The 22,553-nt window shown below is 35.6% G+C and carries 24 protein-coding genes and 2 tRNA genes; 13 read left to right on the forward strand and 13 right to left on the reverse strand.

The genetic code is table 11. The features are described from left to right. Window positions 1-44: 44 nt before the first annotated feature. Together IIF7_RS09220 and IIF7_RS09225 are read right to left on the reverse strand one after the other, a co-directional pair. Window positions 45-1,556, reverse strand: a complete 1,512-nt coding sequence (locus IIF7_RS09220) for an OmpP1/FadL family transporter (protein ID WP_084841393.1) — start codon at window positions 1,554-1,556, stop codon at window positions 45-47. Between the two features lie 82 nt (window positions 1,557-1,638). Beyond that, the gene (locus tag IIF7_RS09225) at window positions 1,639-2,832 is read right to left on the reverse strand and encodes a hypothetical protein (RefSeq protein ID WP_139801299.1); all 1,194 of its coding nucleotides are present in this window, start codon (window positions 2,830-2,832) and stop codon (window positions 1,639-1,641) included. A 109-nt stretch (window positions 2,833-2,941) separates the two neighbouring features. Between IIF7_RS09225 and proS the strand changes: the two genes are divergently transcribed. The 4 genes from proS to rpsT all read left to right on the forward strand — a co-directional run bounded on the left by proS (window position 2,942) and on the right by rpsT (window position 4,993). Then, the gene (proS, locus tag IIF7_RS09230) at window positions 2,942-4,420 is read left to right on the forward strand and encodes a proline--tRNA ligase (RefSeq protein ID WP_084841395.1); all 1,479 of its coding nucleotides are present in this window, start codon (window positions 2,942-2,944) and stop codon (window positions 4,418-4,420) included. Between the two features lie 84 nt (window positions 4,421-4,504). Continuing rightward, a tRNA-Glu gene (locus IIF7_RS09235) sits at window positions 4,505-4,576 on the forward strand. A gap of 64 nt (window positions 4,577-4,640) precedes the next feature. Next, window positions 4,641-4,712 (forward strand) — tRNA-Glu (locus IIF7_RS09240). A 29-nt stretch (window positions 4,713-4,741) separates the two neighbouring features. Continuing rightward, the gene (gene rpsT / locus IIF7_RS09245; protein ID WP_084841396.1) at window positions 4,742-4,993 is read left to right on the forward strand and encodes a 30S ribosomal protein S20; all 252 of its coding nucleotides are present in this window, start codon (window positions 4,742-4,744) and stop codon (window positions 4,991-4,993) included. Between the two features lie 141 nt (window positions 4,994-5,134). Here rpsT and IIF7_RS09250 read toward each other — a convergent pair whose 3' ends face one another. Both IIF7_RS09250 and pepE read right to left on the reverse strand, forming a co-directional pair. After that, window positions 5,135-6,049 (reverse strand): glutaminase, encoded by a 915-nt coding sequence (locus IIF7_RS09250; protein WP_084841477.1) that lies wholly within the window; start codon window positions 6,047-6,049, stop codon window positions 5,135-5,137. A 2-nt stretch (window positions 6,050-6,051) separates the two neighbouring features. Further along, window positions 6,052-6,759: a dipeptidase PepE gene (pepE, locus tag IIF7_RS09255; RefSeq protein WP_084841397.1), complete on the reverse strand. Its 708-nt coding sequence runs from the start codon at window positions 6,757-6,759 to the stop codon at window positions 6,052-6,054. 113 nt (window positions 6,760-6,872) lie between these two features. Between pepE and IIF7_RS09260 the strand changes: the two genes are divergently transcribed. The 8 genes from IIF7_RS09260 (at window position 6,873) to IIF7_RS09295 (ending at window position 14,087) form a co-directional block, all read left to right on the forward strand. Continuing rightward, on the forward strand, window positions 6,873-7,682 hold the full coding sequence (locus IIF7_RS09260; protein WP_084841398.1) for a peptidase associated/transthyretin-like domain-containing protein: 810 nt from the start codon (window positions 6,873-6,875) through the stop codon (window positions 7,680-7,682). A 135-nt stretch (window positions 7,683-7,817) separates the two neighbouring features. Beyond that, on the forward strand, window positions 7,818-8,642 hold the full coding sequence (locus tag IIF7_RS09265; protein WP_139801300.1) for a peptidase associated/transthyretin-like domain-containing protein: 825 nt from the start codon (window positions 7,818-7,820) through the stop codon (window positions 8,640-8,642). A 5-nt stretch (window positions 8,643-8,647) separates the two neighbouring features. After that, complete coding sequence (locus IIF7_RS09270; protein WP_139801301.1) at window positions 8,648-9,406, forward strand: peptidase associated/transthyretin-like domain-containing protein; 759 nt, start codon at window positions 8,648-8,650, stop codon at window positions 9,404-9,406. After that, window positions 9,406-10,188, forward strand: a complete 783-nt coding sequence (locus IIF7_RS09275; RefSeq protein WP_084841401.1) for a hypothetical protein — start codon at window positions 9,406-9,408, stop codon at window positions 10,186-10,188. The genes IIF7_RS09270 and IIF7_RS09275 overlap by 1 nt, the downstream gene beginning before the upstream one ends. Before the next feature lie 89 nt (window positions 10,189-10,277). Beyond that, entirely contained in the window at window positions 10,278-10,784 is a 507-nt protein-coding gene (locus tag IIF7_RS09280) for a DUF6702 family protein (RefSeq protein ID WP_084841402.1), read from the forward strand. Between the two features lie 58 nt (window positions 10,785-10,842). Further along, window positions 10,843-13,143, forward strand: coding sequence for a M1 family metallopeptidase (locus tag IIF7_RS09285; protein ID WP_084841403.1), 2,301 nt, complete (start codon window positions 10,843-10,845; stop codon window positions 13,141-13,143). Between the two features lie 52 nt (window positions 13,144-13,195). Beyond that, entirely contained in the window at window positions 13,196-13,516 is a 321-nt protein-coding gene (locus IIF7_RS09290) for a Sec-independent protein translocase subunit TatA/TatB (RefSeq protein ID WP_245801599.1), read from the forward strand. Between the two features lie 13 nt (window positions 13,517-13,529). Continuing rightward, entirely contained in the window at window positions 13,530-14,087 is a 558-nt protein-coding gene (locus tag IIF7_RS09295; RefSeq protein WP_084841404.1) for a phosphatase PAP2 family protein, read from the forward strand. Here IIF7_RS09295 and IIF7_RS09300 read toward each other — a convergent pair. Further along, window positions 14,084-14,728, reverse strand: a complete 645-nt coding sequence (locus tag IIF7_RS09300; protein ID WP_084841405.1) for an O-methyltransferase — start codon at window positions 14,726-14,728, stop codon at window positions 14,084-14,086. The genes IIF7_RS09295 and IIF7_RS09300 overlap by 4 nt on opposite strands. A 141-nt stretch (window positions 14,729-14,869) precedes the next feature. Here IIF7_RS09300 and kynU point away from each other — a divergent pair, with 141 nt between their 5' ends. Then, entirely contained in the window at window positions 14,870-16,147 is a 1,278-nt protein-coding gene (kynU, locus tag IIF7_RS09305) for a kynureninase (RefSeq protein ID WP_084841406.1), read from the forward strand. 10 nt (window positions 16,148-16,157) lie between these two features. Here kynU and IIF7_RS09310 read toward each other — a convergent pair whose 3' ends face one another. The 8 genes from IIF7_RS09310 to IIF7_RS09340 all read right to left on the reverse strand — a co-directional run bounded on the left by IIF7_RS09310 (window position 16,158) and on the right by IIF7_RS09340 (window position 22,539). Continuing rightward, the gene (locus IIF7_RS09310) at window positions 16,158-16,811 is read right to left on the reverse strand and encodes a hypothetical protein (protein WP_084841407.1); all 654 of its coding nucleotides are present in this window, start codon (window positions 16,809-16,811) and stop codon (window positions 16,158-16,160) included. Between the two features lie 134 nt (window positions 16,812-16,945). Further along, window positions 16,946-17,647 carry a hypothetical protein gene (locus IIF7_RS09315; protein ID WP_084841479.1) on the reverse strand — a complete coding sequence of 234 codons (702 nt, stop codon included), beginning with the start codon at window positions 17,645-17,647 and terminating at the stop codon, window positions 16,946-16,948. Window positions 17,648-17,687: 40 nt separating this feature from the next. Beyond that, window positions 17,688-18,446, reverse strand: a complete 759-nt coding sequence (locus IIF7_RS09320) for an SDR family oxidoreductase (protein WP_084841408.1) — start codon at window positions 18,444-18,446, stop codon at window positions 17,688-17,690. A 137-nt stretch (window positions 18,447-18,583) separates the two neighbouring features. Beyond that, entirely contained in the window at window positions 18,584-18,739 is a 156-nt protein-coding gene (locus IIF7_RS20715) for a lmo0937 family membrane protein (protein WP_139219220.1), read from the reverse strand. A 165-nt stretch (window positions 18,740-18,904) separates the two neighbouring features. Further along, window positions 18,905-20,452 (reverse strand): cryptochrome/photolyase family protein, encoded by a 1,548-nt coding sequence (locus tag IIF7_RS09325; RefSeq protein ID WP_084841409.1) that lies wholly within the window; start codon window positions 20,450-20,452, stop codon window positions 18,905-18,907. Next, window positions 20,437-21,726 carry a DASH family cryptochrome gene (locus IIF7_RS09330; protein WP_084841410.1) on the reverse strand — a complete coding sequence of 430 codons (1,290 nt, stop codon included), beginning with the start codon at window positions 21,724-21,726 and terminating at the stop codon, window positions 20,437-20,439. Before IIF7_RS09330 ends, IIF7_RS09325 begins: the two co-directional genes overlap by 16 nt. Window positions 21,727-21,736: 10 nt before the next feature. Beyond that, window positions 21,737-21,886 (reverse strand): DUF2256 domain-containing protein, encoded by a 150-nt coding sequence (locus tag IIF7_RS09335; RefSeq protein ID WP_084841411.1) that lies wholly within the window; start codon window positions 21,884-21,886, stop codon window positions 21,737-21,739. Then, window positions 21,883-22,539 (reverse strand): flavin reductase family protein, encoded by a 657-nt coding sequence (locus IIF7_RS09340; RefSeq protein WP_084841412.1) that lies wholly within the window; start codon window positions 22,537-22,539, stop codon window positions 21,883-21,885. Before IIF7_RS09340 ends, IIF7_RS09335 begins: the two co-directional genes overlap by 4 nt. Window positions 22,540-22,553 lie beyond the last annotated feature (14 nt).

Consider the following 22,553-nt stretch of genomic DNA (forward strand, 5'->3'; position numbering starts at 1 on the left):
TTCTTGTAAATCGCGAGATTTACTCGATAATCGAGATTTTAATATTATAATCCAAAGCTTAGTGAAAAGACCAAACTGGAAAATTCTCTGTCGATAGTAGCTCTATTGGTTAAACCAACTTGATAAAGTGCTCTACTTTCAGAATATTGAGTGTTAGTATAAGCAGCATCAATTTTAAATGCTCCAAAACTATATCCAATCCCAGCTGAATAACCATCAAGATCACTCATGGTAACACCATCTTGGTATGGGCTTTCATCATATCGATAACCGCCTCTTAAACTCCAGTTTTCAATTCTATATTCTCCTCCAATTTTAACGCTTGAAGCTGCTTTTAGGTTTTCAGAAATAATATTGTTTTGTACCATAAATTCAGCATCATCTGCTGGCTGAAATTCGGTATTCGAATAATCTTTATAGCTGTAATCTACACTAATTAAACCCTGTCCGCCTAATACTAAAGCTGCACTTCCGGTTATTTTACCTGGGGTTCTTAAAGTATATTCAGGATATACATTAATCACATCGGGATTAACGATTACGCTATCATCATAAAGTTCACTATAAGTTCTTAAAGATTGGGTGGCTTCTTCTCTAATATTGTACCAGGTAGGAGTATCATAAGTTGCACCTAATCTAAATTTATCTGTGACTTTGTAGATACCGCCAATTTGCGCTGAAAAACCATCTCCGTTGGTGCTTAACGAGTTTACAAATGAAATTTCATTGGTTTCGCTTCCGTTATTGATGTTTCTTTCAAAATAACGAGTTGTACGGTCGTAATTTATAAAATGACTATTTAGGTTAATCCCTAAATATAGTTTCTTCTGAAATTCAGCAGCAAAATTAAATGAGATTTTACCGTTTAATCCGGTAGAAATATAATTGTAATCATTTTGAAATTGACCTGGTGATAATAAAGAATAGTAACTAGTGTTATCTAAATCTTCACTTTCAGGCTCAATTATATAGCCCTGATAACCTAAAAATGCCTGTTGGGCGCCATAGCCTTCGTTTTCTCCTAGATAAGCATAAAGGTCATCAATAGTTTCGTCTTCATAAGGAATTAAAAGATCTAAAGGTACTCCCTGTGAGTAGCTTAAGAAATATTGATCGATAGAATTATTACTTAATCCATCTGCTCTAAAAGCGTCATCAAAATTGTTTTCTTCTGAATAGTTTACGCCAAAACTAAATTTGGTGAATTCATTATCGCCGTTAGAATTAAATATTAAGACAATTCCAGCCTGGTTTAAATTAAAATCATCATTCTCTGAGCTTCTTGTACCATTAAAATAGCTTGTTGTATTTTCTTTAGTAGCATCTGAAAAAGTAATTGTTGCGGCACTATTTAAAAAAACCGCAGAACTGGCTGGGTTAATTCCTATTGCTGAGATGTCACCTCCAAGAGCACCAAAAGCACCACTCATTGCCTGAAATCTAGCTGTACCTTTAAGATCTGTATGCGAATATCTAAAAGCATCAGTTATGTCCTGAGCCTGCAACTCGCAAAAAGATAAGAAAGCTAGGAAAGTTAAAGTTAAAATCTTTTTCATAATCTAGGTGTTATATTCAAAATTAGGCAATAAAAGACCCTACAGTTGTAACTGTAAGGTCATTATTGTATTTGGTTCAATTTTATCCTCTGCCACCTCGGCCACCACGTGAACTTCCTCCTCTGGATGCACCTCCAGATGATCTACTGCCTCCTGAAGAACTTCTGCTTACAGATCCAGAACTTCTGGAAGGGCTGGATGTTCTTACAGATGATCTTGTTGGAGTAGAAGAACTACTTGATCTACCGTAAGATGAGTTGCTAGAGGATCTTCCAATAGTTGATCTTGAGGTAGAGTTGCCACTTCTACTTCTACTATATGTAGTGTTAGAGGTTCTACTGTTTGATCTTGCGTAAGTGTTACTGCTCTCGCGTCCTGCAACTCTACTTTGTGTAGCAGTAGACCTGCTACGAGAGTTACTATCTGTATTTCTTATATCTCTAATTCTTCTTGAGTATGAAGAATTACTTCTACTTCTTGTTCTTGCTGTAGCGCTTTCTCTTCGGCTTACAGTGTTGTAAGAACTTCTTGTGTTGCGGCGAGAGTTGCTGTATGCATACTGAGGGCGGTAATAATTATTATAGTTATTAGCATAGTAACCACCGTGATATCTACCTAGCCAACCAGCGCCATATCCATAACCCCATGGGCTATAATATCCGCCCCAGCCGTACGCCCATCCGGCACCATAGTACGGGTAGTTAAAGCCCCAACCCCAACCAATACTCCAGTAAGGTCTGTTGTAAAATGAGCCATATCCATTCCAGCCCCATCCATAACCATAATTGAAGTAAGGATTGTAGAGACCACGTCTCCATGGGCTGTAAAATCCATAATTGAAACCTGTATTGTAAATGTTTATTGTAGTATCATCAGCTTCGCCCTGTCCCCATGGTGCGTAAGAACCATTATAGGCCATTGTGCCTTCTTCATCGTACATTTCTTCATCTTCACTATATCCAGAATTAGAAGAATAAGAATCGATATCAGTAAAAACAACATCTTCCTGCATTGCATCTTCTAGCATTGCAGATTGTTGTGCAAACATATTCTTATAATAGGAATTAGCTTCTTTTAATTTTTCCTCTCGTTGCTCATTAGCATTTTGAGGTTTCTCATAGCCAGTACGTGGGCGATCTACAGTTTTAGGTGCTTCTCCATAAATGCCATCATTGTAACCTGAATATTGGTAAGAACCACATGATGCTAATAATAGCAATAACACAGGTGTAAGAAATATTGGAGTTCTGTGGAGTAAATTTGAATTGCGTATCATTAGCTAGTTATTTAATTGTTGAACATTACAAATTTAGTTAGTTTTGTACTAACAAAATAAGACTATATTGTGTTTGTTTAAAATACAATATTTATGCCAAAAAACAATAATGGGTAAGAATTTAACTAGCAGAGAACAAGACTATTCTAAATGGTACAACGAGCTTGTTGTAAAAGCAGATCTTGCTGAGAATTCAGCGGTTAGAGGTTGTATGGTTATTAAACCTTACGGCTATGCAATATGGGAAAAAATGCAGGCAGAGTTGGATAGAATGTTTAAAGAAACAGGGCATCAAAATGCCTATTTTCCGCTTTTTGTTCCTAAAAGCCTGTTTGAAGCCGAAGAAAAAAATGCTGAAGGTTTTGCGAAAGAGTGTGCGGTAGTTACGCATTATCGCTTAAAAACCGACGAGGAAAATAAAGGGAAACTTATTGTTGATCCTGCGGCTAAATTAGAAGAAGAGTTGGTGGTAAGACCAACTTCTGAAGCTGTGATATGGAATACGTATAAAAATTGGATTCAATCTTATAGAGATTTACCTATACTTATTAATCAATGGGCTAACGTAGTGCGTTGGGAAATGAGAACCAGATTATTTCTTAGAACTGCCGAGTTTTTATGGCAGGAAGGTCATACAGCGCATGCTACAAGACAGGAGGCCTTGGCTGAAACAAAACAGATGAATGATATTTATGCTGAATTTGTTGAGAGTTTTATGGCTACTCCGGTAATAAAAGGGGCTAAAACAGAGAATGAACGTTTTGCAGGAGCAGAGGAAACCTATTGTATTGAAGCCTTAATGCAGGATGGTAAAGCCTTACAAGCAGGAACTTCCCATTTCTTAGGTCAAAATTTTGCAAAAGCTTTTGATGTTAAGTTCGCAACCAAAGAAGGAGGATTAGAACATGTTTGGGCAACATCGTGGGGTGTTTCTACACGTTTAATGGGAGCTCTTATTATGACGCATAGTGATGATAAAGGTTTAGTGTTACCCCCAAAGTTAGCGCCAATTCAGGTGGTGATTGTACCTATTTATAAAAATGAGGAACAATTAGAACAAATTTCAGTAGTCGCCAATCAATTGGTTAAAGATTTGCGAGCAAATGGGATTTCAGTAAAATTTGATGATAGGGATACACAAAAACCAGGCTGGAAATTTGCTCAATATGAACTACAGGGCGTACCTGTTCGTTTAGCTATTGGTCCAAAAGATCTAGAAAAGGGTACGGTAGAACTTGCTAGAAGAGATACGCTTACTAAAGAGTTTGTAGAGATGAATACGGTGGTAGAAAAAGTCACTGTACTTATGGATGAAATCCAGGAGGCCTTATTTACAAAAGCTAAGAATTATCGAGACGAACATATTACCAGGGTAAATAGTTTTGATGAGTTTAAAGAAGTTCTAAAGAAAAAAGGAGGATTCGTATCTGCCCATTGGGACGGTACTCCAGAAACTGAAAATAAGATAAAGGAATTAACCAAAGCTACTATAAGATGTATTCCTTTTGATAGAGAAGAGGAGCAGGGAGCCTGTGTTTTAACGGGTAATCCATCTGCTGGAAGAGTGCTTTTTGCAAAGGCTTATTAATTTTTTTAATTTTTTTTGCGTGAACTCTTGTAGCATTCAAAAATAGTTGTATTTTTGCATCCGCAATTGAAACAAAAAATTGTTGGTCCGTTCGTCTAGGGGTTAGGACGCCAGGTTTTCATCCTGGTAACAGGGGTTCGATTCCCCTACGGACTACTAAAGGCACAAATTAGTTGTGTTGTCGTGAAGCCTTAAGTGGCATAAAATATTGAGAATATTTGGTCCGTTCGTCTAGGGGTTAGGACGCCAGGTTTTCATCCTGGTAACAGGGGTTCGATTCCCCTACGGACTACTTTTAAAGAATTAATTAAATTATCTGTAATGGCAAATCATAAGTCAGCGTTAAAGAGAATCCGTAGCAACGAGGCTAAAAGGCTTAGAAATCGCTATCAACATAAAACTACAAGAAACGCTATTAAAAAATTGCGTGACTCTGAAGATAAGAAAGAGGCTGAAGCTCTTTACCCTTCTGTAGTTTCTATGATTGATAAGTTGGCTAAAAAGAACATTATACACACAAATAAAGCTTCTAACTTAAAGTCTAAGCTTGCTAAGCACGTAGCTGCACTTTAATTTAGAATTTATAAGTGTTCAATTTATAGAGGAATGCTCTCTACTATGGGGAGCATTTTTTTATTGTTCGACTTTTAGTGAAAAAATAAAGCTCCTTCAACAAATTTGAAGGAGCTTTTCATATTTTGAATGATTACTGTTCTAAAAAACAGATAGTCCCGTGAGCGTAGTTAGGCGTTCTAAAGCCTTCATGCCTAATTCAGAATTCCCTTTCTTGTTTAAAACGGGGCTCCACACAGCAACTGAATATTGTTGTGGGTGAATGGCTGCAATACCACCACCAACACCACTTTTTCCTGGCAATCCTACTTCAAAACTAAATTCACCAGATTCATCATAAAATCCACACGTCTGCATTAAGGCATTTAAACGCTTTACTGTACTGGGGTTTAAAACCTGTTCTCCGGTATGTAAAATAATACCCTTATTGGCGTAAAGCATAAAAGCTTTGGCCAAAGATTTACAAGACATAGCAATAGAGCAGGAATAAAAGTAAAAATCTACGATTTCTTCTACATCGCATTTAATATTCCCTAAAGCTTTCATGTAATTTACCAATGCGATATTTCGATAACCCGATGATAATTCAGATTGTGCTACGCTTTCATCATAATCAATATCATCTTCTCCAGTAATTTTTCTAACAAATTCTAAGAGCTCTTTTTTGGGATCGTCTAAAACATCTACAAGAATATCTGAAATCACTAATGCGCCAGAATTTATAAAAGGATTTCTAGGAATTCCTCTATCTTGCTCTAGCTGCATTAAAGAGTTAAAAGGATTTCCAGATGGTTCTACATGAACGCGTTCCCAAACTTTAGTTCCAATATTCTTAATAGCTAGAGAAAGTGTGAAAACCTTGCTTATAGATTGGATAGAAAATTTTTCTTCATGATCACCAAAACCGTAAAATTCATCTTCATTTCTATACAAATGCATCCCAAATTTTTTAGGATCTACTTTGGCCAGTTCAGGAATATAAGATGCTACTTTTCCTTTCACATCACGATAGCTCATTTCTTCCTGAATGGTATCTAATATTTTTTGATAGTCGATCATTAATTAAGTGCTGTTAGTATAGTGCCGGTCTCAACTTCGTATGGCTCTTGATTAGTTTTGAAAATTCTGGCAGAAAGTTCTCCTCTTAAAATTATTTCATTTTTATCTAATGCTAACCAGCTTCCTTCTCGTAAACCAACTACCGGCTGACTATTAAAATGATGAAATTCTTTAATTCTGGTTTCTCTTGTTTCTCCTTTATGGGTAGAGTTTACATCTGGGTCTAAATAATGCGGATTAATATTGAAAGGCACTAATCCCAAAGTTTTAAAAGATTTTGGAAGCACAATGGGCATGTCGTTGGTCGTACCCATGGTAAGTCCGCCAATATTTGTTCCGGCGCTTGTTCCCATGTAAGGAGTGCCGCCTGCAATAACCTGTTGAAGAATCTCTACGATGCCATTTCTGTACAATTCGCTAACCAGTAAAAACGTATTTCCACCTCCGGTAAAAATGCCTTCGGCTTTTTCAACTGCTTCAATAGGATTTTCAAATTCATGAATTCCTTTTATGCTAAGATTGGCCTTTTTAAAGGCTTCTTTTGCTTTGGCAGTATACTCGTCATGAGAAATACCTCCTGGCCTTGCGTAGGGTATAAATAAAATTTCTTTTTGTTCTCCGTAAAGATTATTAAGATGCGGAATTAAATATTCCAGATAATCCTGGCCATGCAAAGTAGAAGTGCTGGCTAGTATAGCTTTCTTCATTGTCAGATTTTTGACAAAAGTAGCTAGAAAACTGACTTTTAACAAAAGTTTACGCAAGGCTTATATCTAAAATTAGGTTAAGAATCGTTATTTTAAAGGTATAATTTATTGCTATGCACCGTACACTCTTTTGTTTGTTTTTCTTTGTTTCTGTAGTTGGATTTGCTCAAAATTCCAAAGTCCAATTAAGTGGTAATATTACCGTTCCTGAAGGTGATGATTCTGGCGGAATTACCATTTTTAATGAAGCCAGTAGTAAAGGAACAATTTCTAATGAAAATGGAGAATTTAAAATTATGGCCAGTCTAAACGACAGGATTGTATTCTCTTCTCTTCAGTTCGAGCAATTTTCTGTTAGAATTACCGAAGATATTTTAGAGTCTAAAATGCTGAATGTCTCTATAAACATTGCTTTAAACGAATTGCCAGAAGTTGTAGTTTCAGCAGGTACATTATCGGGTTCTATTACGGTAGATGTAAACCGAATTAAAGTTACCCCGGCACAATTGCCTAATATGAACGTGAATATGCAAGAGGTGCCCAAAATAAATACACCAGAATCCCATCCCGTTAGAAACCAGGCACAACTTTCCAGTCAAACGTATATGGTAAATGGTTTAAATCTTATTAATGTATTTAAACTGGTTACCGGTAAATATGGGAAAGAAAAAAACGATTATAGAAGCATTCCTTTTGCTCAATTAGATAATGAAATTAAAGAAATGTACAGTAACGATTTCTTTAAAGAAACACTGGATTTAGAGGCAAATCAGGTAAACGACTTTATTTTCTTTGCAGCAGACAATGGATTGAATGGGCGTATGCTTGAAGAAGAAAACGAATTGGATATTATTCAATTTTTAGTAGAGCAACGTAAAGCTTATCAGGCACATTTAGATGCAGAGGTTGAAACCTTAGATTAATAATTGTTGATTTTGGTTATAATTTTTTAGAAATAATAAAGTTATATACTTAGAGAATTTACAGGATGTTGAGTTGAGAGGAGATTTGTTGATAGCGTAAATTTTCATAGTTAGTTTTCATCAATCAATTATCTTTTGCGAAATCAAATTTTATTTGCATTTGTTTTAGTTATGCCTGCTGTAACTTTTTCACAATCTATAGTGATTGATGGAAAAATCGTAGCAGACTCTCTAGACGGCAGTTTAATTAATATTGTGAATCTTTCTTCGGGTAGAGGGACAACAAGTAATGCGTCTGGTAATTTTTCTATTTCAGCTTCTTTAAACGATACCTTACTTTTTTCTTCAGTTCAGTATAAAAAGAAAGAAATTATAGTTGATTCTTTATTATACGAGCGTAAATTTTTAATTGTAGAACTTCAGGCTACAATAAATCAATTAGATGAAGTTAGATTGCCTAATCTTACGGGAAATTTATCTTCAGATATTCAAGCGATGCCTATTAATGATAAGTATGCTTTAAATGCGCCAATGTCTTTAAAAACACCGCTTAGTCACGAAGAAAAAATGTTGTATACGGCTACTACCGGGCCGGGTGGTACACGCTTTAAATGGTATTCGGCTTTATTGGGAAGTGTTCCGTTAGATCCTGTTTTTAATGCGATAAATGGCAGAACAAAAATGCTTAAAAAGCTGAACAAAAATGTTAGGGAAGAAAATGTATTAGAGACAGAATTAGATCTGCGGAAAAGTTTTCTAATCGAAAGATGTAATTTAACCCAAGCTCAATTGCATCTTTTCCTAAATTACTGTTTTGCCCAGGCAGGATACCGGGAATTACTGAATGATCCAGATCAATTAAAACTGTTGGAATTTTACAAAAGAGAGGCGGTTAAGTTTTTAAAATTGTTAGACCAGCAGCAAAGAAATATCAAAAAAGATAGTATTAAATTAAACTAATTTTAGTGCGAAAGAGTTTTCAAAAGAGTTTTCATTTTTTTCTTTTTATGCTTTTAACTTCGGTTTTAAGCGCTCAACAACCGGTAGAACTGGAAGGGAAAATCCTGGCCGATAGTTTAGAATATACTTTTATAAACATTATCAATAAAACTTCCCATCGAGGAACCACAAACGATCCAGATGGTAGTTTTATAGTGCGAGTAAGCGAAAATGATACGTTAGAGTTTTCGTCGGTTCAATATCAAAAGAAAGAAATTGTGATTAATAAAAGCATCTTAGAAGCTAAGTTTTTAGAAGTTATTTTATTGCCCGGCGTGAATCAATTAGATGAGGTTTTTCTTTTCGATTCTAAACTAATTGGCAACTTAGAGAAAGACTTTACAAAAATCGAGTTTTTTGATAAATACCAATTAAATGCCCCACAATTAAAACAGGATATTCCTTCCTTAATCGATAGAAGATTAGCGGCCACCGGCGGTGATCCTTCTAATTTGTTATTAAATACGATTTCAGGAGAACGGCAAAAAGTAAAAAAGATAAAGGCGAATATGGTTTACGATGAACGTGTAGAAAAAGCCTTAAGATTAATAGGAGCCGATAATATTATTAAAATGGGAATCGATAAAGATGAGCTAATGTTGTTTATCTATTATTGTGCAGAAGACGAAAAATTTGGAACCTACGTAGATCAGGAAAGTGTTGGGCCGCTTTTCGATTTTTTAAAGCTTAAAGTAAATTCCTGGGAAAAAAGAAAAAATCAGTAATGCGATATTGGCTATTTTTCGGGTTTGTTTTTTTCAATATATCTTTGGGCTTTTCTCAGGAACGCGAGGAATTATTAGGGAAGATTACTAACGATTCTTTAGGAGAGGCATTCATCAATATCGTGAATTTAACTGCGGAAACGGGTACGGTAAATGAACCCAATGGGCGATTTGGCATTTTAGTTCGAGAAAACGACAGTATTTTATTTTCTTCAGTGCAATTTCAAAAAGAATACATTCTTATTACAAAAGAAATTTTAAACGAAGGTTTCCTGGAAGTCACTTTAACCGAAGAAATTAATCAATTAGAAAACGTTTATTTAAGTGATGTAAAACTAATTGGTGATTTAGAAAGCGATATTAAACATATGAAGGTAAAACCGCTCATGTTTATTCCGCCAGCACGGAAAAAACTAACTATGGCACAAAGAAGAATAGGAACGTATGGTGGTGGATTAGGGATGCTTATTGGGATGCTAAACGGCGATTTAAAATACCTGAAAAAAGCACAGGAAAATTACGAATTACAAGCTGAAGCTCAGCAATTACTAGAAACAATACCAAAATCAATATTTACTGAAGATTTTGGGCTGGAAGAATGGGAAATTATCAATTTTATGTTCTACTGCGCCCGTAAAAATGATAATGAACTTGAGCAATTGGTGGCCAAAGACGAAACCTTGAAACTTATCGACTATTTTATGTCTAAAGCTGAAGATTTTAAAAGAATAAGCCGTGAAGGTGATGTTTTAGAGCTTGAAAATACTTCCGAAAATCGATAATTCCCTGCATAAATCTTAAAAAGTCACTTAAATTAGTGAACTTCGTGCTTTGGATTAAAATTTGTTATTTCTGAAATAAATTTTTTAAAATGAAAAAAGCCGTATTGCTAATATTCGTTGTTTTTGCATGTATTTCTTTTAAAGCGATTCCGCATAAATTCTACTTAAGTGTTACTGAAATTGAATATAAAAAAGATAAAAAGGACCTTCAGATTATATCAAAGGTGTTTATAGACGATTTTCAAAATGTTTTAGAACAACGCTATGGCGAATCGATTACCTTATCCAAAGAGACAGAGACCGGCCCGGTAAAAGAATTAATTCAGAAATATTTAAAGTCGAAACTTCATATTTATGCAGATGGTAAAGAGGTAGCGCTAAAGTACCTTGGGAAAAAGTACGATAAGGATCAGTTGGTGCTGTTTATAGAAGGAGAGAATTTAGAGCCGTTTAAAGAAATAAGTATTACGAATGCTATACTTATAGATTTGTTTGAAGACCAGAAAAATGTGGTTAACGTAAAAGTGAATAACGAAATTAAAAGTTTGATGCTTCGTAAAGATGCCGAAACAGATGTGTTAAATTTTGGTATTTAATTCTAAATCAGTTAAGAAAATAATTATATTTTAGCAATATTTAACAAACCCAACATAAATGAAGACAATCAAACTATTATGTTCTGCGTTTTTAATGTTTGCAATTACGGGAGTGAACGCCCAAGAGCAACAAGAACCTCAAAAACCGCAGGGGCATACTAATCAAAACAAATTTAGACAATTATATCAGGAATTTAGAGATCCAAGTATGTATCGTACGGCCTCTGGAGCACCTGGAGAAGCTTATTATCAAAACGAAGCCGATTATAAAATGGAGATCGTTTTGGATGATGAGAATACAAAATTAAGCGGTGAAGAAACGATTACTTACCATAATAATTCTAAAAATAAACTAGAGTATTTATGGTTGCAGCTAGATCAAAACATCCGTAAAAAAGATGCTCCTGCTTTAGAAAAAGGATCAAGCGGAATGGCACCTGTTTCTCAGCCTGGTCGTTTTGCAGATCAATTTCTTAAAGAACCTTTCGATGGAGGTTTCAATATAGAAGAAGTTAAGGCTGGTGGTGATAAGCTTTCTTATACAATCAATAATACCATGATGCGTATCGATCTTCCAGAACCTTTAGAAGGAGGAGAGAGCTATACATTTTCTGTAAAATGGTGGTATAATGTAAATAATCACATTGTTGATAGAGCACGTTCTGGTTACGAGGAGTTCGAAGATGGGCACAGAGCTTACGAGATTGCTCAGTTCTTCCCTAGAATGGCCGTTTATAATGATGTAGAAGGATGGCAAAATATGCAGTTTTGGGGAAGTGGTGAGTTTGCTCTTCCTTTTGGAGATTACGAGGTGAGTATTACGGTACCCGCAGATCACGTGATGGAAGCTACCGGAATGCTTCAAAACCGTGATGATGTGTACACTAAAGAAATGATGAAGCGCTACAAAAAAGCGCAAAAATCTTATGATGAGCCTGTAGTTATAAGAACTCAGGAAGAAGCGGTAGAAGCATCAAAAGGTTTCGAGAAAAAGACAAAAACCTGGGAGTATAAAGCAGAGATGGTTCGTGATTTCGCTTTTGCAACTTCAAGAAGATTTATTTTGGATATGATGGCTGTTAAGATGAACGACGACAGCGATGTAATGGCAGTATCTATTTATCCAAAAGAAGGAAACCCACTTTGGGAAAAATGGTCTACAAGAGTGGTGGCTTCAACCCTTCAAAGTTATTCAGATCATACATTTATTTATCCTTATCATAAAGCAGTTTCTGTTCATGCTAAAAATCAGGGGATGGAATATCCAATGATTTGTTGGAACTATGGTCGTCCAGATGAAAATGGAGAATATAGCGACCGCGTGAAATTTGGAATGATGGGAGTTATTATCCATGAGGTTGGTCACAACTTTTTCCCAATGATCGTTAATAGTGATGAGCGCCAGTGGGGATGGATGGACGAAGGTATTAATACTTTTGTGCAGTATATGGCAGAGCAGGAATTTGGAGAGCGTTATCCAGAAGCAATTGAAGGTTACGATACGTATCCTTCTCGTCGTGGAATCCCTGCGAATATTGTTCCTTACATGAGAGGAAATCAAGATTTTATTGCGCCAATTATGGCAAATCCAGAAGAAGTGTATCAATTAGGAAACAATGCTTATGGTAAGCCGGCAACAGCTTTAAATATTCTAAGAGAAACAGTAATGGGACGTGATCTTTTTGATCATGCATTCCATACCTATTCTAAAAGATGGATGTTTAAACACCCAACTCCAGAAGATTTCTTTAGAACAATGGAAGATGCTTCAGCGGTAGATTTAGATTGGTTTTGGAGAGGTTGGTTCTATACCACAGATTATACAGATATGGGTGTAGAAGACGTGAAAAAATATTACGTTACAGATAAACAAACTAAACAAGGGCGTGAACTTTTAGAGCGTTACGGTGCTAATCCAGACGAGATTGATGCAATTTATGTAGTTGAAGAAGGTAGTGAGGATTTTGAAAAGACCATGAAAGGAAAAACAATCTTCGAAAACTCTAAAAAGCTGAACGAATATGTAATGGATAATTTTTCTACTGAAGAGCGTAATAGTTTAAAAGTGCCTAAGTATTTTTATCAAATTACATTCAATAAACCAGGAGGTTTGGTAATGCCATTAATCGTTGAATTAACTTACGAAGATGGTTCTACTGAAATGAAAAGATATCCTGTGCAGGTTTGGATGAAAAATGATAGCCAGGTAACTAAAACTATCGCTTCAGATAAAGAAATTACCAAAGTTGTTGTAGATCCAGATCTGGAAACTGCAGATATCGATCTAAGCAATAATAGCTGGCCAAAAGAAGAAACTCCTAACGAGTTTGAACAATTTAAAAACAATACAGACGGATAGTCTAAAAAAGTTGATAAATTTTTAAGCCGACTTTAACGAGTCGGCTTTTTTTATGCAGATATTTGTATCTATATTTGTTATTATTATGGTGACTACACTTCCATTTTTTATTAGTGGCGCAGAGATTGGTTTTATCATCTTTATCTTGGTGATGGTTTTTGGAGCAGATAAAATTCCAGAGATCGCACGAGGTATGGGAAAAGGGATGAGGATGTTGAGAAATGCCTCAGATGATATTAAAAGCGAGATTACCAAAAGCGCAGATAAACAGGGTATCGATACCAAAAGTCTTACCAGTGATGTAAAAGGTGAGATTGATAAGGTAAAAGATGATATCGACGAAATTACCGGTTCTATAAAACGTAAATTCTAAATCTTTTTTTTGAATGTTCGAACAGCTTAAGCAATGGGATAGAGAACTTTTTGTATATCTCAATGGTTTAGGTATCGAGGATTACGATAATTTCTGGATCTGGTTTACCCAAATAAGACATTGGATACCGCTTTATATTCTTTTTTTTGTGCTATTCTTTATTGCTTTCCATAAAAAGAAGGCAATCTATTCTTCAATCTTTCTTTTAGTTTCCTGGGCAGTAACTTTTGGAGTAACTTTTTGGACCAAAAATGTTGTTCTTAGACTGCGACCTAATAACAATCCAGAGATTAACGAGATTATTAGGATTCTTCAGGAACCAACAAATTTTAGCTTTTTCTCAGGTCATACCTCTTCAGCTTTTGTGCTGGTAACCTTTGTTGTTTTAGTACTAAGACATACCTATAAATGGATCTGGTTACTCTACATTTGGGCTTTTATGCTTTCTTTAAGCCGAATTTTTGTTGGAGTGCATTACCCAAGTGACCTGTTTGTTGGTGCATTGGTAGGTGTGTTTATGGCGTGGATATTCTATAAAATCTATTTAAAATATGAAGATCGATTTTATTAATTTTTAACTCTACTTAAAGTTAGCCCGTCTCGAAGTGGTAAGATCACTGTTTCAATACGATCATCTTCAGCTAGCATTTTGTTATATTTTAAAAGCGCTTCCGTAGAAAAATCATTTCTTTTTACTTCTTCTAAAACTTTACCACTCCATAAAACATTGTCAGATAAAATTAAACCGCCGGGATTCATTTTATCGATAATAGTTTCAAAGTAATTTGGGTAATTTGGTTTATCTGCATCGATAAAAACAAGGTCAAATTTGAGGTTTAGCTGCGGAATTATTTTTGTTGCGTCGCCTAAATGCTGAATGATCTGATCTTTATATTCAGATTCTTGAAAGTATTTCTGCTGAAAGTCAAAAAGCTCTTCATTAATATCTATCGTATGAAGTTTTCCGTTAGTTTGAAGACCTTCAGCAAGACAAAGCGCCGAATATCCAGTATATGTTCCAATTTCAAGAATGTTTTGTGGATTTACCAGTTTAGAAATTAAACTGAGTAGGCGTCCCTGGTAATGCCCGCTAAGCATACGTGGTTGTAAAACCTTTTGGTGAGTTTCTCTATTCAGTTTTGCTAAATATTCAGGTTCTTTTTCAGAATGATTTTCGCAATATTCAATAATACTTTCAGATAAAAAATCCATAAAATTCTTTTCGGCAAAAATACTAAAATAAACGGCTCCGTTTTTTATCTAATTTCAATCCAAAATCTTCACAAAAGCTTCAATATTCAAATACTGTTATTCTAAAGCCTAAGTTGTATTTTAGCAAAAATTACAATCCACATGCAATTTGAAAATTCCCGCACTTTTGCACAGCAATTAGATGCCAAAGATCCATTAGCTAAATATCGCAATGAGTTTATTTTTCCGAAGATAAATGATAAAGATGCCATTTATTTCACCGGTAATTCTTTAGGATTACAACCAAAATTGGCTAAGAACTATGTAAATGAAATCATGAGTGATTGGGGGAATTTGGCGGTCGAAGGACATTTTCAAGCTGAAAAACCCTGGTGGGATTATCACGAGCGTTTTGCAGATCAACTATCAAAAGTAGTAGGAGCAAAGCCAAAAGAGGTCACGGTAATGAATACGCTTACGGTGAATTTGCATCTTATGATGGTGTCTTTTTATCGTCCTACTAAAAAGCGATATAAGATTATCTGTGAGGAAAAAGCTTTTCCCAGCGATCAATATATGATCTCCAGCCAGGTTCGTTTTCATGGTTTTAATCCTAAAGATGCTATTGTTGAGCTAAAAAAGCGCGATGGCGAACATAATTTTAGAATAGAAGATATTCTTGCTAAGATTGAAGAAGTAGGTGAGGAATGTGCTTTGGTTTTAATTGGTGGTGTGAATTATTACACCGGGCAGGTTTTTGATATGAAAACCATTACTAAAGCCGGGCATAAAGTAGGAGCATTTGTAGGTTGGGATTTAGCGCATGCTGCCGGAAATATAAAATTAGAATTGCACGATTGGGATGTAGATTTTGCAGCTTGGTGTAGTTATAAGTATATGAACAGTGGCCCGGGAAGTGCTTCTGGTTGTTTTGTGAATGAAAAATATCATAACCAAAAAGACATTCCACGTTTTGAAGGTTGGTGGGGACATAATAAAGAGAGAAGGTTTTTAATGGAACCCGAATTTCAGCCAGAAAATGGCGCAAATGCCTGGCAAATAAGTAATGCGCCTGTATTAGCTTTGGCGCCGTATTTAGCCTCTTTACAAATGTTTGATGAGGTTGGGATGGACGCTTTAATCGAAAAAAGAAATAAGATCGTCGCTTATTTGGAGTTCATTTTGCATGAAATCGATAAGGAAGTTGATAGCACCTTTGAAGTGATCACTCCAGCTAATCAGGAGGAACGAGGTACACAATTATCGGTGTTTTTACATGGGGAAGGAAAAGAACTCTTTAATTACTTAATGCGGAACGGCGTAATTCCAGATTGGCGAGAACCAAATGTAATACGTTTAGCACCAGCACCCTTTTACTGCTCTTATGAAGATATGTACGAATTTGGGCAAATCTTAAAGAGAGGGATTTTAGAGAAGTGATCTAAAAAGCTTATTCCAACTCCGGTAACATTGGAGGTGGTGGCGGAGGCGGTGGTGGACCAGGAATATCTTTATCAAATATCATCCAATTTAATAGTGGTTTTTGAATTTTAGATTCTAATTCTTCATTAGCTTCAAATAATTTCTTTAATGTGATTTTTACTTCAGAAATTCTAGTTGAATCTGGATAGTCGATAAAGAATAGATTATTTCTTGGACGGTCTATATTATACGAAAGTTGAGAGTCTTCAACAAGCTTATCAATTTTTTTATCTAAGTGATCGATAGAGAACTTGGTTTTATAATCTTCAAAAATGGAGTCATTATAGATGCTAATAAAATTAGATCTAAAATAACAGCGAATCTCTCGAGAATCAGGACAGGCGTGAAAAGCTACAAGATGATATTGTTTGTTTTCAAGCTTAAATTTTATGGTAGAAAGGTGACCATCACAACTATTTGCATCAAGAATTGATCGTAGATCGCAATAATTCTCTAAAGCATCCAGATCGATAATCGGTAAGTTTTGATCCTGCATTTTTAAAAATCGCTTAGAATACAATTTTTCAGTGGGCTCGAGATTTTGAAGATTTTCATGCTCAAATTCAGAACAGGAATTGAAAATGAAAAGTAGTGATAGCGTGATGAAGTAAAGTTTTTTCATAGGAAACTGATTGATAAGAAGATGAAAACAACAATCAGTCCGAAAATTGAAATAAGATCAATTTCAATAAAAAAATCCAGCGATTTATATGAAAAGTATAAAACGCCGGATTTGATATTCGATAAAAATGATGCCTATTTTATTACAATATCGGTAAAGTAAAGTTGAAAGCTTCCATCTTCAGATTTGTGCATTTTCGCAATAGGGATTCCCATAAACTCTTCATAATCTTCCCAAGTTGTTGCCATTTGGCGATCGCCGCCTGCAGCTTTATAAACCCATTCTTCGATCATGTGATCTTCTCCGTAGTAAATATCATAAGTGTCGCCTGGGGTATAACCACCATCAGCGCTATAAGCAACTTCTAATTTTGTAAGTGTATCGCCACTAATCGGTGCAGCGACTTCTTTTTCTTCTGTAAGTTTGGCGTCGCTCCATACTAATTGATACGGGAAAAGTAGCCAGTAAGAATCATTAATAAATTTTTGGTCGATACTCACTTTATCTTCAGGAATCGAATCATTTTTGGTGTACGATTGTGTAATATCTCCTTCCGTTAAACTAATTTCATTGGTTTTGGTGTTCCATTTCCAGTGGCGTGAAGAACGAACAGTATCGTTTACTTTTACGTTAAAAGTAAATTCAACTTCCGTAGCATCTTTAAACTTATCAAGTCCGTTTGCCATTGCGATAGTATTACCAATGCCATCTTTTGCTTCAGAAGAAGCAACTTCAGTAGTTTCAGAAGTCATTTCAGCATCGCTATTACCGCCTTCAGAATTTTTACAGGAAATAATGCTGAGTGCAAGTAAGAGTGGTAAAAATGTTTTTTTCATAATAAAGTGTTTAGCCGTAAGTTCTAAAGGTACAAAACAATTAAATAGCATTAATACTCATGCCACCATCGGCAACAATATTTTGACCTGTGATATAACTAGACTGATCCATCGCAAGAAATGCCGCGATATTTGCCATTTCTGAAGCTTCTGCAACTCGTTTAAGCGGAGTCCTTCTTAGGATTGGGTTCATTCGATCTTCTTCAGCTAGTAATCCTCTGGTAAGCGGTGTTACTGTAAACCAGGGAGAAACTGCATTAACTCGAATTCCGTCTGCTGCCCATTCTACCGCTAAACTTCTTGTTTGCTGAAGCATTGCCGCTTTAGACATTGCATAAGGCACACCGGTACCTACATCTTGCATTGCTGCGGAAGAGGCAATATTTACGATTTTTGAATTTCCTGAAATTTTTAAATACGGATGCAATTTTAAACTGAGTTCAAAAACCGAAAATTGGTTGATCTCGATCACTTTTCTATATTCATCTTCAGTGTATTGCAGCGCCTTCTTTCTAATATTGATACCGGCATTATTTACGAGAATATCAAGTTTTCCCCATTTTTCTTTTATAGCTGCCACGATCTTATCCTGATCTTCCTTGATAATCGCATCTGCAACTAAGCCTGTTACATCGTAATTTTTCGCCCGTAATTCTTCTTCCAGTTTCAAAATATCTTCTTTATTTCTGGCTATAAAAATGACGTTGGCGCCTAACCGCGCAAACTCTTCTACGCAAGCTCTTCCGATACCTTTAGAGCCTCCGGTAATTAAGGCGGTTTTATTATTTAGATTCCACATAGCATTCAAATTTTGTAGGGTAAAGTTTATAGTAGACTAAGTTTGTCTTAAGTAATTGATCCTGTTTTTTGAGTAAATATATAAAAAAGAAAACCTCCCAATTTGGGAGGTTTTCGGTAGATTCGATTCAATAAAAATTATAACCTGCGTCCTGTAAGTAATCTATAAAGTAATAAGATTACTGCCAGAACTATAAGAATGTGTATAATGCTTCCTAAATCTGGAAAGGCGAAGTAACCTACAAGCCATCCAATAATTAATAGTACAATAATTAGCCAAATTATATCTCTCATTTTAGTTGGTTTTTAGTGACTTTTTGGTCACGTTAGTTAATTCCTATTTTGATTTTTTGGTTAGTTAGCAAGGCTTTAAAGGCCTTTATTAACCAGTTAGTTACATCTAATTTATAGAATAGGTGGTCTGGCTAAAAGCTATTTAACTCGTAATTAACTCGTATGTTAAAAATCTGATGGGTTTTTAATAATTTGGGTTGCTCGCTCTTTAATTTTGGCTATTTCTTTAGCATCTTTTTTTTCCAACAAACTCATCATCATATTCATTCGCTGGTTGTTATTGAAGAATTCTTTTTTATCATCAAGGAAATTCCAGTATAGGCTATTAAATGGGCAGGCGTCATCCTCTGTCTTTTTACTCACTTTATAATGGCAGCTTTTACAATAGTTACTCATTTTGTTTATGTAACTACCGCTGGATACATAAGGTTTTGTAGCTACAATGCCACCATCTGCAAACTGGCTCATTCCGCGGGTATTAGTAATTTCTACCCATTCGATCGCATCGATATAAATTCCAAGATACCAGGCATCAACTTTGTCGGGATGGCATTGGGTAAGTAGAGCATAATTCCCAGTGATCATTAAACGCTGAATATGATGTGCGTAAGCATTATCTAAACTTTGTGTGATCGAATGATGTAAACAATTCATTTTTGTTTTTCCATCCCAGTAAAATGGAGGTAATTCATTTTGATTATCCAGTTTGTTGCTTCTGCGATAACCTGGCATTTTTAACCAATAAATGCCACGCATATATTCTCTCCAGCCTAAAATTTGCCGAACAAAACCTTCAACCTGAGAAATATCGATTTCATCTTTATGCTCGTAATAATATCCAACTACAGATTCGATCACTTCCTTTGGATTCAGCATTTTTGTATTCATGCAGAAAGATAGTCGTGAATGAAAAAGATAAGCCTGTTCGGTGTGCAAAGCATCCTGGAAATCCCCAAAATGAACCAATAAATTTTTACAGAAATAATTTAAAACCGAAAGTCCGTCTTCGCGAGAAGTCGGCCAGTTGAAACTTTTCTCATCAATATTACCCATGGTTTTGATGCCAGCTTCTTCGATTACTTTTAGGAAGGCTGAAACATCTTTTCTAAAACCACGCTCATGCGGAATTTCAGGTTTACCTGTCCATTTTTTACGATTCGATTTGTCGAAGTTCCATTTACCACCTTCAGGATCGTTTTTTGTAGCCATCATAATGTCATATTTCTTCCGCATATCGCGGTAAAAATATTCCATTGTCATTTGCTTTTTGCCTTTATAGAATTTTTCAAGGTCGTCTCGCTGGGTTAAAAAATGCTCCGTATCGTAAGATTCAGATTCGATTGAAAGTGAATCGCAAATTTCATTGAGTTGTTCATCCAGGCGATATTCATCGGGGAGCTGATATTCGAACTTTTCAATATCATTTTTTTTAATGAGCTGCTTTAAATTTTCAGCCAGATCCTGTTGATTTTCTTTATCGTTGATATGGTAGTAAATGACCTCGTGCTCTCTTTCTTTAAGATATTTAGCGAAATTCCGCATAGCTAAAAAGAAACCCACCACTTTTTGAATATGGTGCAAGGTATAATCTGTCTCCTGGCGCATTTCCATCAAAACATAAATGATCTCGTCCTGCTCTTCTTTAAACCAACTATGCTGATGGTTTAATTGATCGCCTAAGATTAGCCTTAATTTCTTTAGTTTTTCAGCCATGTATCTACATATTCGTTATTAGGATCGTAACGCTCTGCCTGCTTTTTAATATTGAATTTTCTGTCGCGAGGATCGTTACCTACACCGCTATTGTACATCCAGTTTCCCCAGTTGCTGTGTACGTCGTAATCGATCAAAACACTTTCGAAATAGGCAGCGCCCGCTCGCCAGTCTTGTTTTAATTCTTTCGCCCAAAAGCTATTCACGTTTTGCCGGCCACGATTGCTCATAAAACCAGTTGCCGCAATTTCTTTCATATTGGCGTTTACAAAATATTCATTGGTTTCGCCATCGATCCAATTTTGTAGCTTTTCTTTGCTGAAGTTCCAATCGAGTTCTTTATTTAAAATTCCGCTTAAAAAGAAGATCGAGTTTCCATGTTTTAAGGAAATATATTTGAAAAAATCTCGCCAAATAAGTTCGAATATCAACCAATAAGTATCCTGATTTTTGGTGATTCCCTGCTCAAATTTTTTGACTTCGTGATAAATGCTTACTGCGGAAATACTTCCGTTTGCCAGCCATGCCGAAAGTTTAGAACTATAGTCTTTACCTAATAATCCGTTACGAGTTTGTTTATATTCAGCAAGATTTTTGGTTTTCCAGAAGTAGTGCTCTATTCTTTTCCAAGCCTCATCTTCACCTCCTTTAAACGGAAAAGCGGTTCTTGTATCCTGCTGAAAACTTTCTAATCCCAGATCTTTAAGATTGGGCAGTTTTGAAGTGTTTTTTAGAAGATTACTTTCTGGTTTTTGCTGCGGAATTTCAATCTCAACGCGAACATCAACGTATTTTTCGCACTTTTTTCTGAATTCAGTATAAACCTTCGGGATCTTACTAAAGTCATCATAAGGAATATCTTCAGGATGAAATAAAAATTGAGTGTGGAAAGATCGAAAATCGATATTTTGAAGCTTGTTTTTTAGAGCATCGATGATCAGTTTTTCTTCTGAAGTCCATTCTTCCTGAAAATAAATGGCTTCAATTTGGTGATCTTCGATAATTTCAGGAATAATTTCTTCTGGCTTTTTATGGAAAGTAAACAAACTAATATTTAAGTCAGCTAAATTCTGCTGAAGTTGAGTAACACTTTCAATCAAAAATTGAGCTCTAAATTTCCCTGTTTTTGGAAATCCGTATGTAGTTTCTTCAAATTTCCTGGGATCAAAACAATAAATAGCGATTAGCTTTTCATGGTTTTCACAGGCTTTAAAAAGAGCTTCGTTATCCTTTACTCTTAAATTATTTTCAAACCAGATTAATCCTGTACTCATTAATTATTCTTCAATTATTTTTCGATTTTGTTCGGCGACATTTTTCGCTGCAATAAATTACATTTTCCCAGTTTTTAGCCCATTTCTTTCGCCAGGTAAAAGGCCTGTTGCAAACCGGGCAAATCTTTTGTGGTAAGTTTTCCTTCTTTACGTTTTTCAATCTTTAGGCTCATTATTATCAAAAAAGCTTTTGATCTCCTGTCCGGGTCTCGCATAATGAAATCGGTCTAAAAGTGCTGGTAGGGCATAAGCATCTAAACCATTTATCGCCACGGTACCGGCATCTTCTAGTCGCAACCAGCCATCTGGCGTCTGGATGCTTTCATCAAAATAAACATGCTTTATTGCTCCGATCACCAAAGCGGTCCCATTTTCTTTGATCTGATATTCGTTTACATATTCGCAACCAATCTTGATGGCGCATTGTTTTACATAAGGCGCATAGAATTCATCTAGATATTCTTCTTCTAGTCCGGTTTTTTTGAATTCAGATACTTCCTCTTCGTATTTTGCAGCGGTTTGATGTGCTTTCGCGATCATATCCTGGTGAATATGATTTACGGTAAAAAACTTCGTGTCTTTTATATTTTTATAGGTATTTCGTGGTACCGTTTCTGGCCGGGTAACAAAACCTAGCAATGCAGGATCGCTGCCTAAATGGGTAACCGAACTAAAAACAGCAACATTGGCTCCTTTTTCTTCAGATTTTGTGGCAATAAGATTAGCACTTTTATAACCAGACAGGCTATTTACCAGGTTTAACCTAAAGATTTTTTCCATGCCTTCAATATCACTGGCGCTAACATGTTTCATGAGAAATTATATTT

The sequence above is a fragment of the Zunongwangia atlantica 22II14-10F7 genome (assembly GCF_002094855.1).
Taxonomy (GTDB): Bacteria; Bacteroidota; Bacteroidia; order Flavobacteriales; family Flavobacteriaceae; genus Zunongwangia; species Zunongwangia atlantica.

What these genes read in the sequence shown, in the direction of transcription:
- IIF7_RS09220 (WP_084841393.1), bottom strand. Translation starts at nt 1,556, where the DNA reads ATGAAAAAGATTTTAACTTTAACTTTCCTAGCTTTCTTATCTTTTTGC.
- IIF7_RS09225 (WP_139801299.1), bottom strand. Translation starts at nt 2,832, where the DNA reads ATGATACGCAATTCAAATTTACTCCACAGAACTCCAATATTTCTTACA.
- proS (WP_084841395.1), top strand. Translation starts at nt 2,942, where the DNA reads ATGGGTAAGAATTTAACTAGCAGAGAACAAGACTATTCTAAATGGTAC.
- rpsT (WP_084841396.1), top strand. Translation starts at nt 4,742, where the DNA reads ATGGCAAATCATAAGTCAGCGTTAAAGAGAATCCGTAGCAACGAGGCT.
- pepE (WP_084841397.1), bottom strand. Translation starts at nt 6,759, where the DNA reads ATGAAGAAAGCTATACTAGCCAGCACTTCTACTTTGCATGGCCAGGAT.
- IIF7_RS09260 (WP_084841398.1), top strand. Translation starts at nt 6,873, where the DNA reads ATGCACCGTACACTCTTTTGTTTGTTTTTCTTTGTTTCTGTAGTTGGA.
- IIF7_RS09275 (WP_084841401.1), top strand. Translation starts at nt 9,406, where the DNA reads ATGCGATATTGGCTATTTTTCGGGTTTGTTTTTTTCAATATATCTTTG.
- IIF7_RS09280 (WP_084841402.1), top strand. Translation starts at nt 10,278, where the DNA reads ATGAAAAAAGCCGTATTGCTAATATTCGTTGTTTTTGCATGTATTTCT.
- IIF7_RS09285 (WP_084841403.1), top strand. Translation starts at nt 10,843, where the DNA reads ATGAAGACAATCAAACTATTATGTTCTGCGTTTTTAATGTTTGCAATT.
- IIF7_RS09290 (WP_245801599.1), top strand. Translation starts at nt 13,196, where the DNA reads ATGCAGATATTTGTATCTATATTTGTTATTATTATGGTGACTACACTT.
- IIF7_RS09295 (WP_084841404.1), top strand. Translation starts at nt 13,530, where the DNA reads ATGTTCGAACAGCTTAAGCAATGGGATAGAGAACTTTTTGTATATCTC.
- IIF7_RS09300 (WP_084841405.1), bottom strand. Translation starts at nt 14,728, where the DNA reads ATGGATTTTTTATCTGAAAGTATTATTGAATATTGCGAAAATCATTCT.
- kynU (WP_084841406.1), top strand. Translation starts at nt 14,870, where the DNA reads ATGCAATTTGAAAATTCCCGCACTTTTGCACAGCAATTAGATGCCAAA.
- IIF7_RS09310 (WP_084841407.1), bottom strand. Translation starts at nt 16,811, where the DNA reads ATGAAAAAACTTTACTTCATCACGCTATCACTACTTTTCATTTTCAAT.
- IIF7_RS09315 (WP_084841479.1), bottom strand. Translation starts at nt 17,647, where the DNA reads ATGAAAAAAACATTTTTACCACTCTTACTTGCACTCAGCATTATTTCC.
- IIF7_RS09320 (WP_084841408.1), bottom strand. Translation starts at nt 18,446, where the DNA reads ATGTGGAATCTAAATAATAAAACCGCCTTAATTACCGGAGGCTCTAAA.
- IIF7_RS20715 (WP_139219220.1), bottom strand. Translation starts at nt 18,739, where the DNA reads ATGAGAGATATAATTTGGCTAATTATTGTACTATTAATTATTGGATGG.
- IIF7_RS09325 (WP_084841409.1), bottom strand. Translation starts at nt 20,452, where the DNA reads ATGGCTGAAAAACTAAAGAAATTAAGGCTAATCTTAGGCGATCAATTA.
- IIF7_RS09330 (WP_084841410.1), bottom strand. Translation starts at nt 21,726, where the DNA reads ATGAGTACAGGATTAATCTGGTTTGAAAATAATTTAAGAGTAAAGGAT.
- IIF7_RS09340 (WP_084841412.1), bottom strand. Translation starts at nt 22,539, where the DNA reads ATGAAACATGTTAGCGCCAGTGATATTGAAGGCATGGAAAAAATCTTT.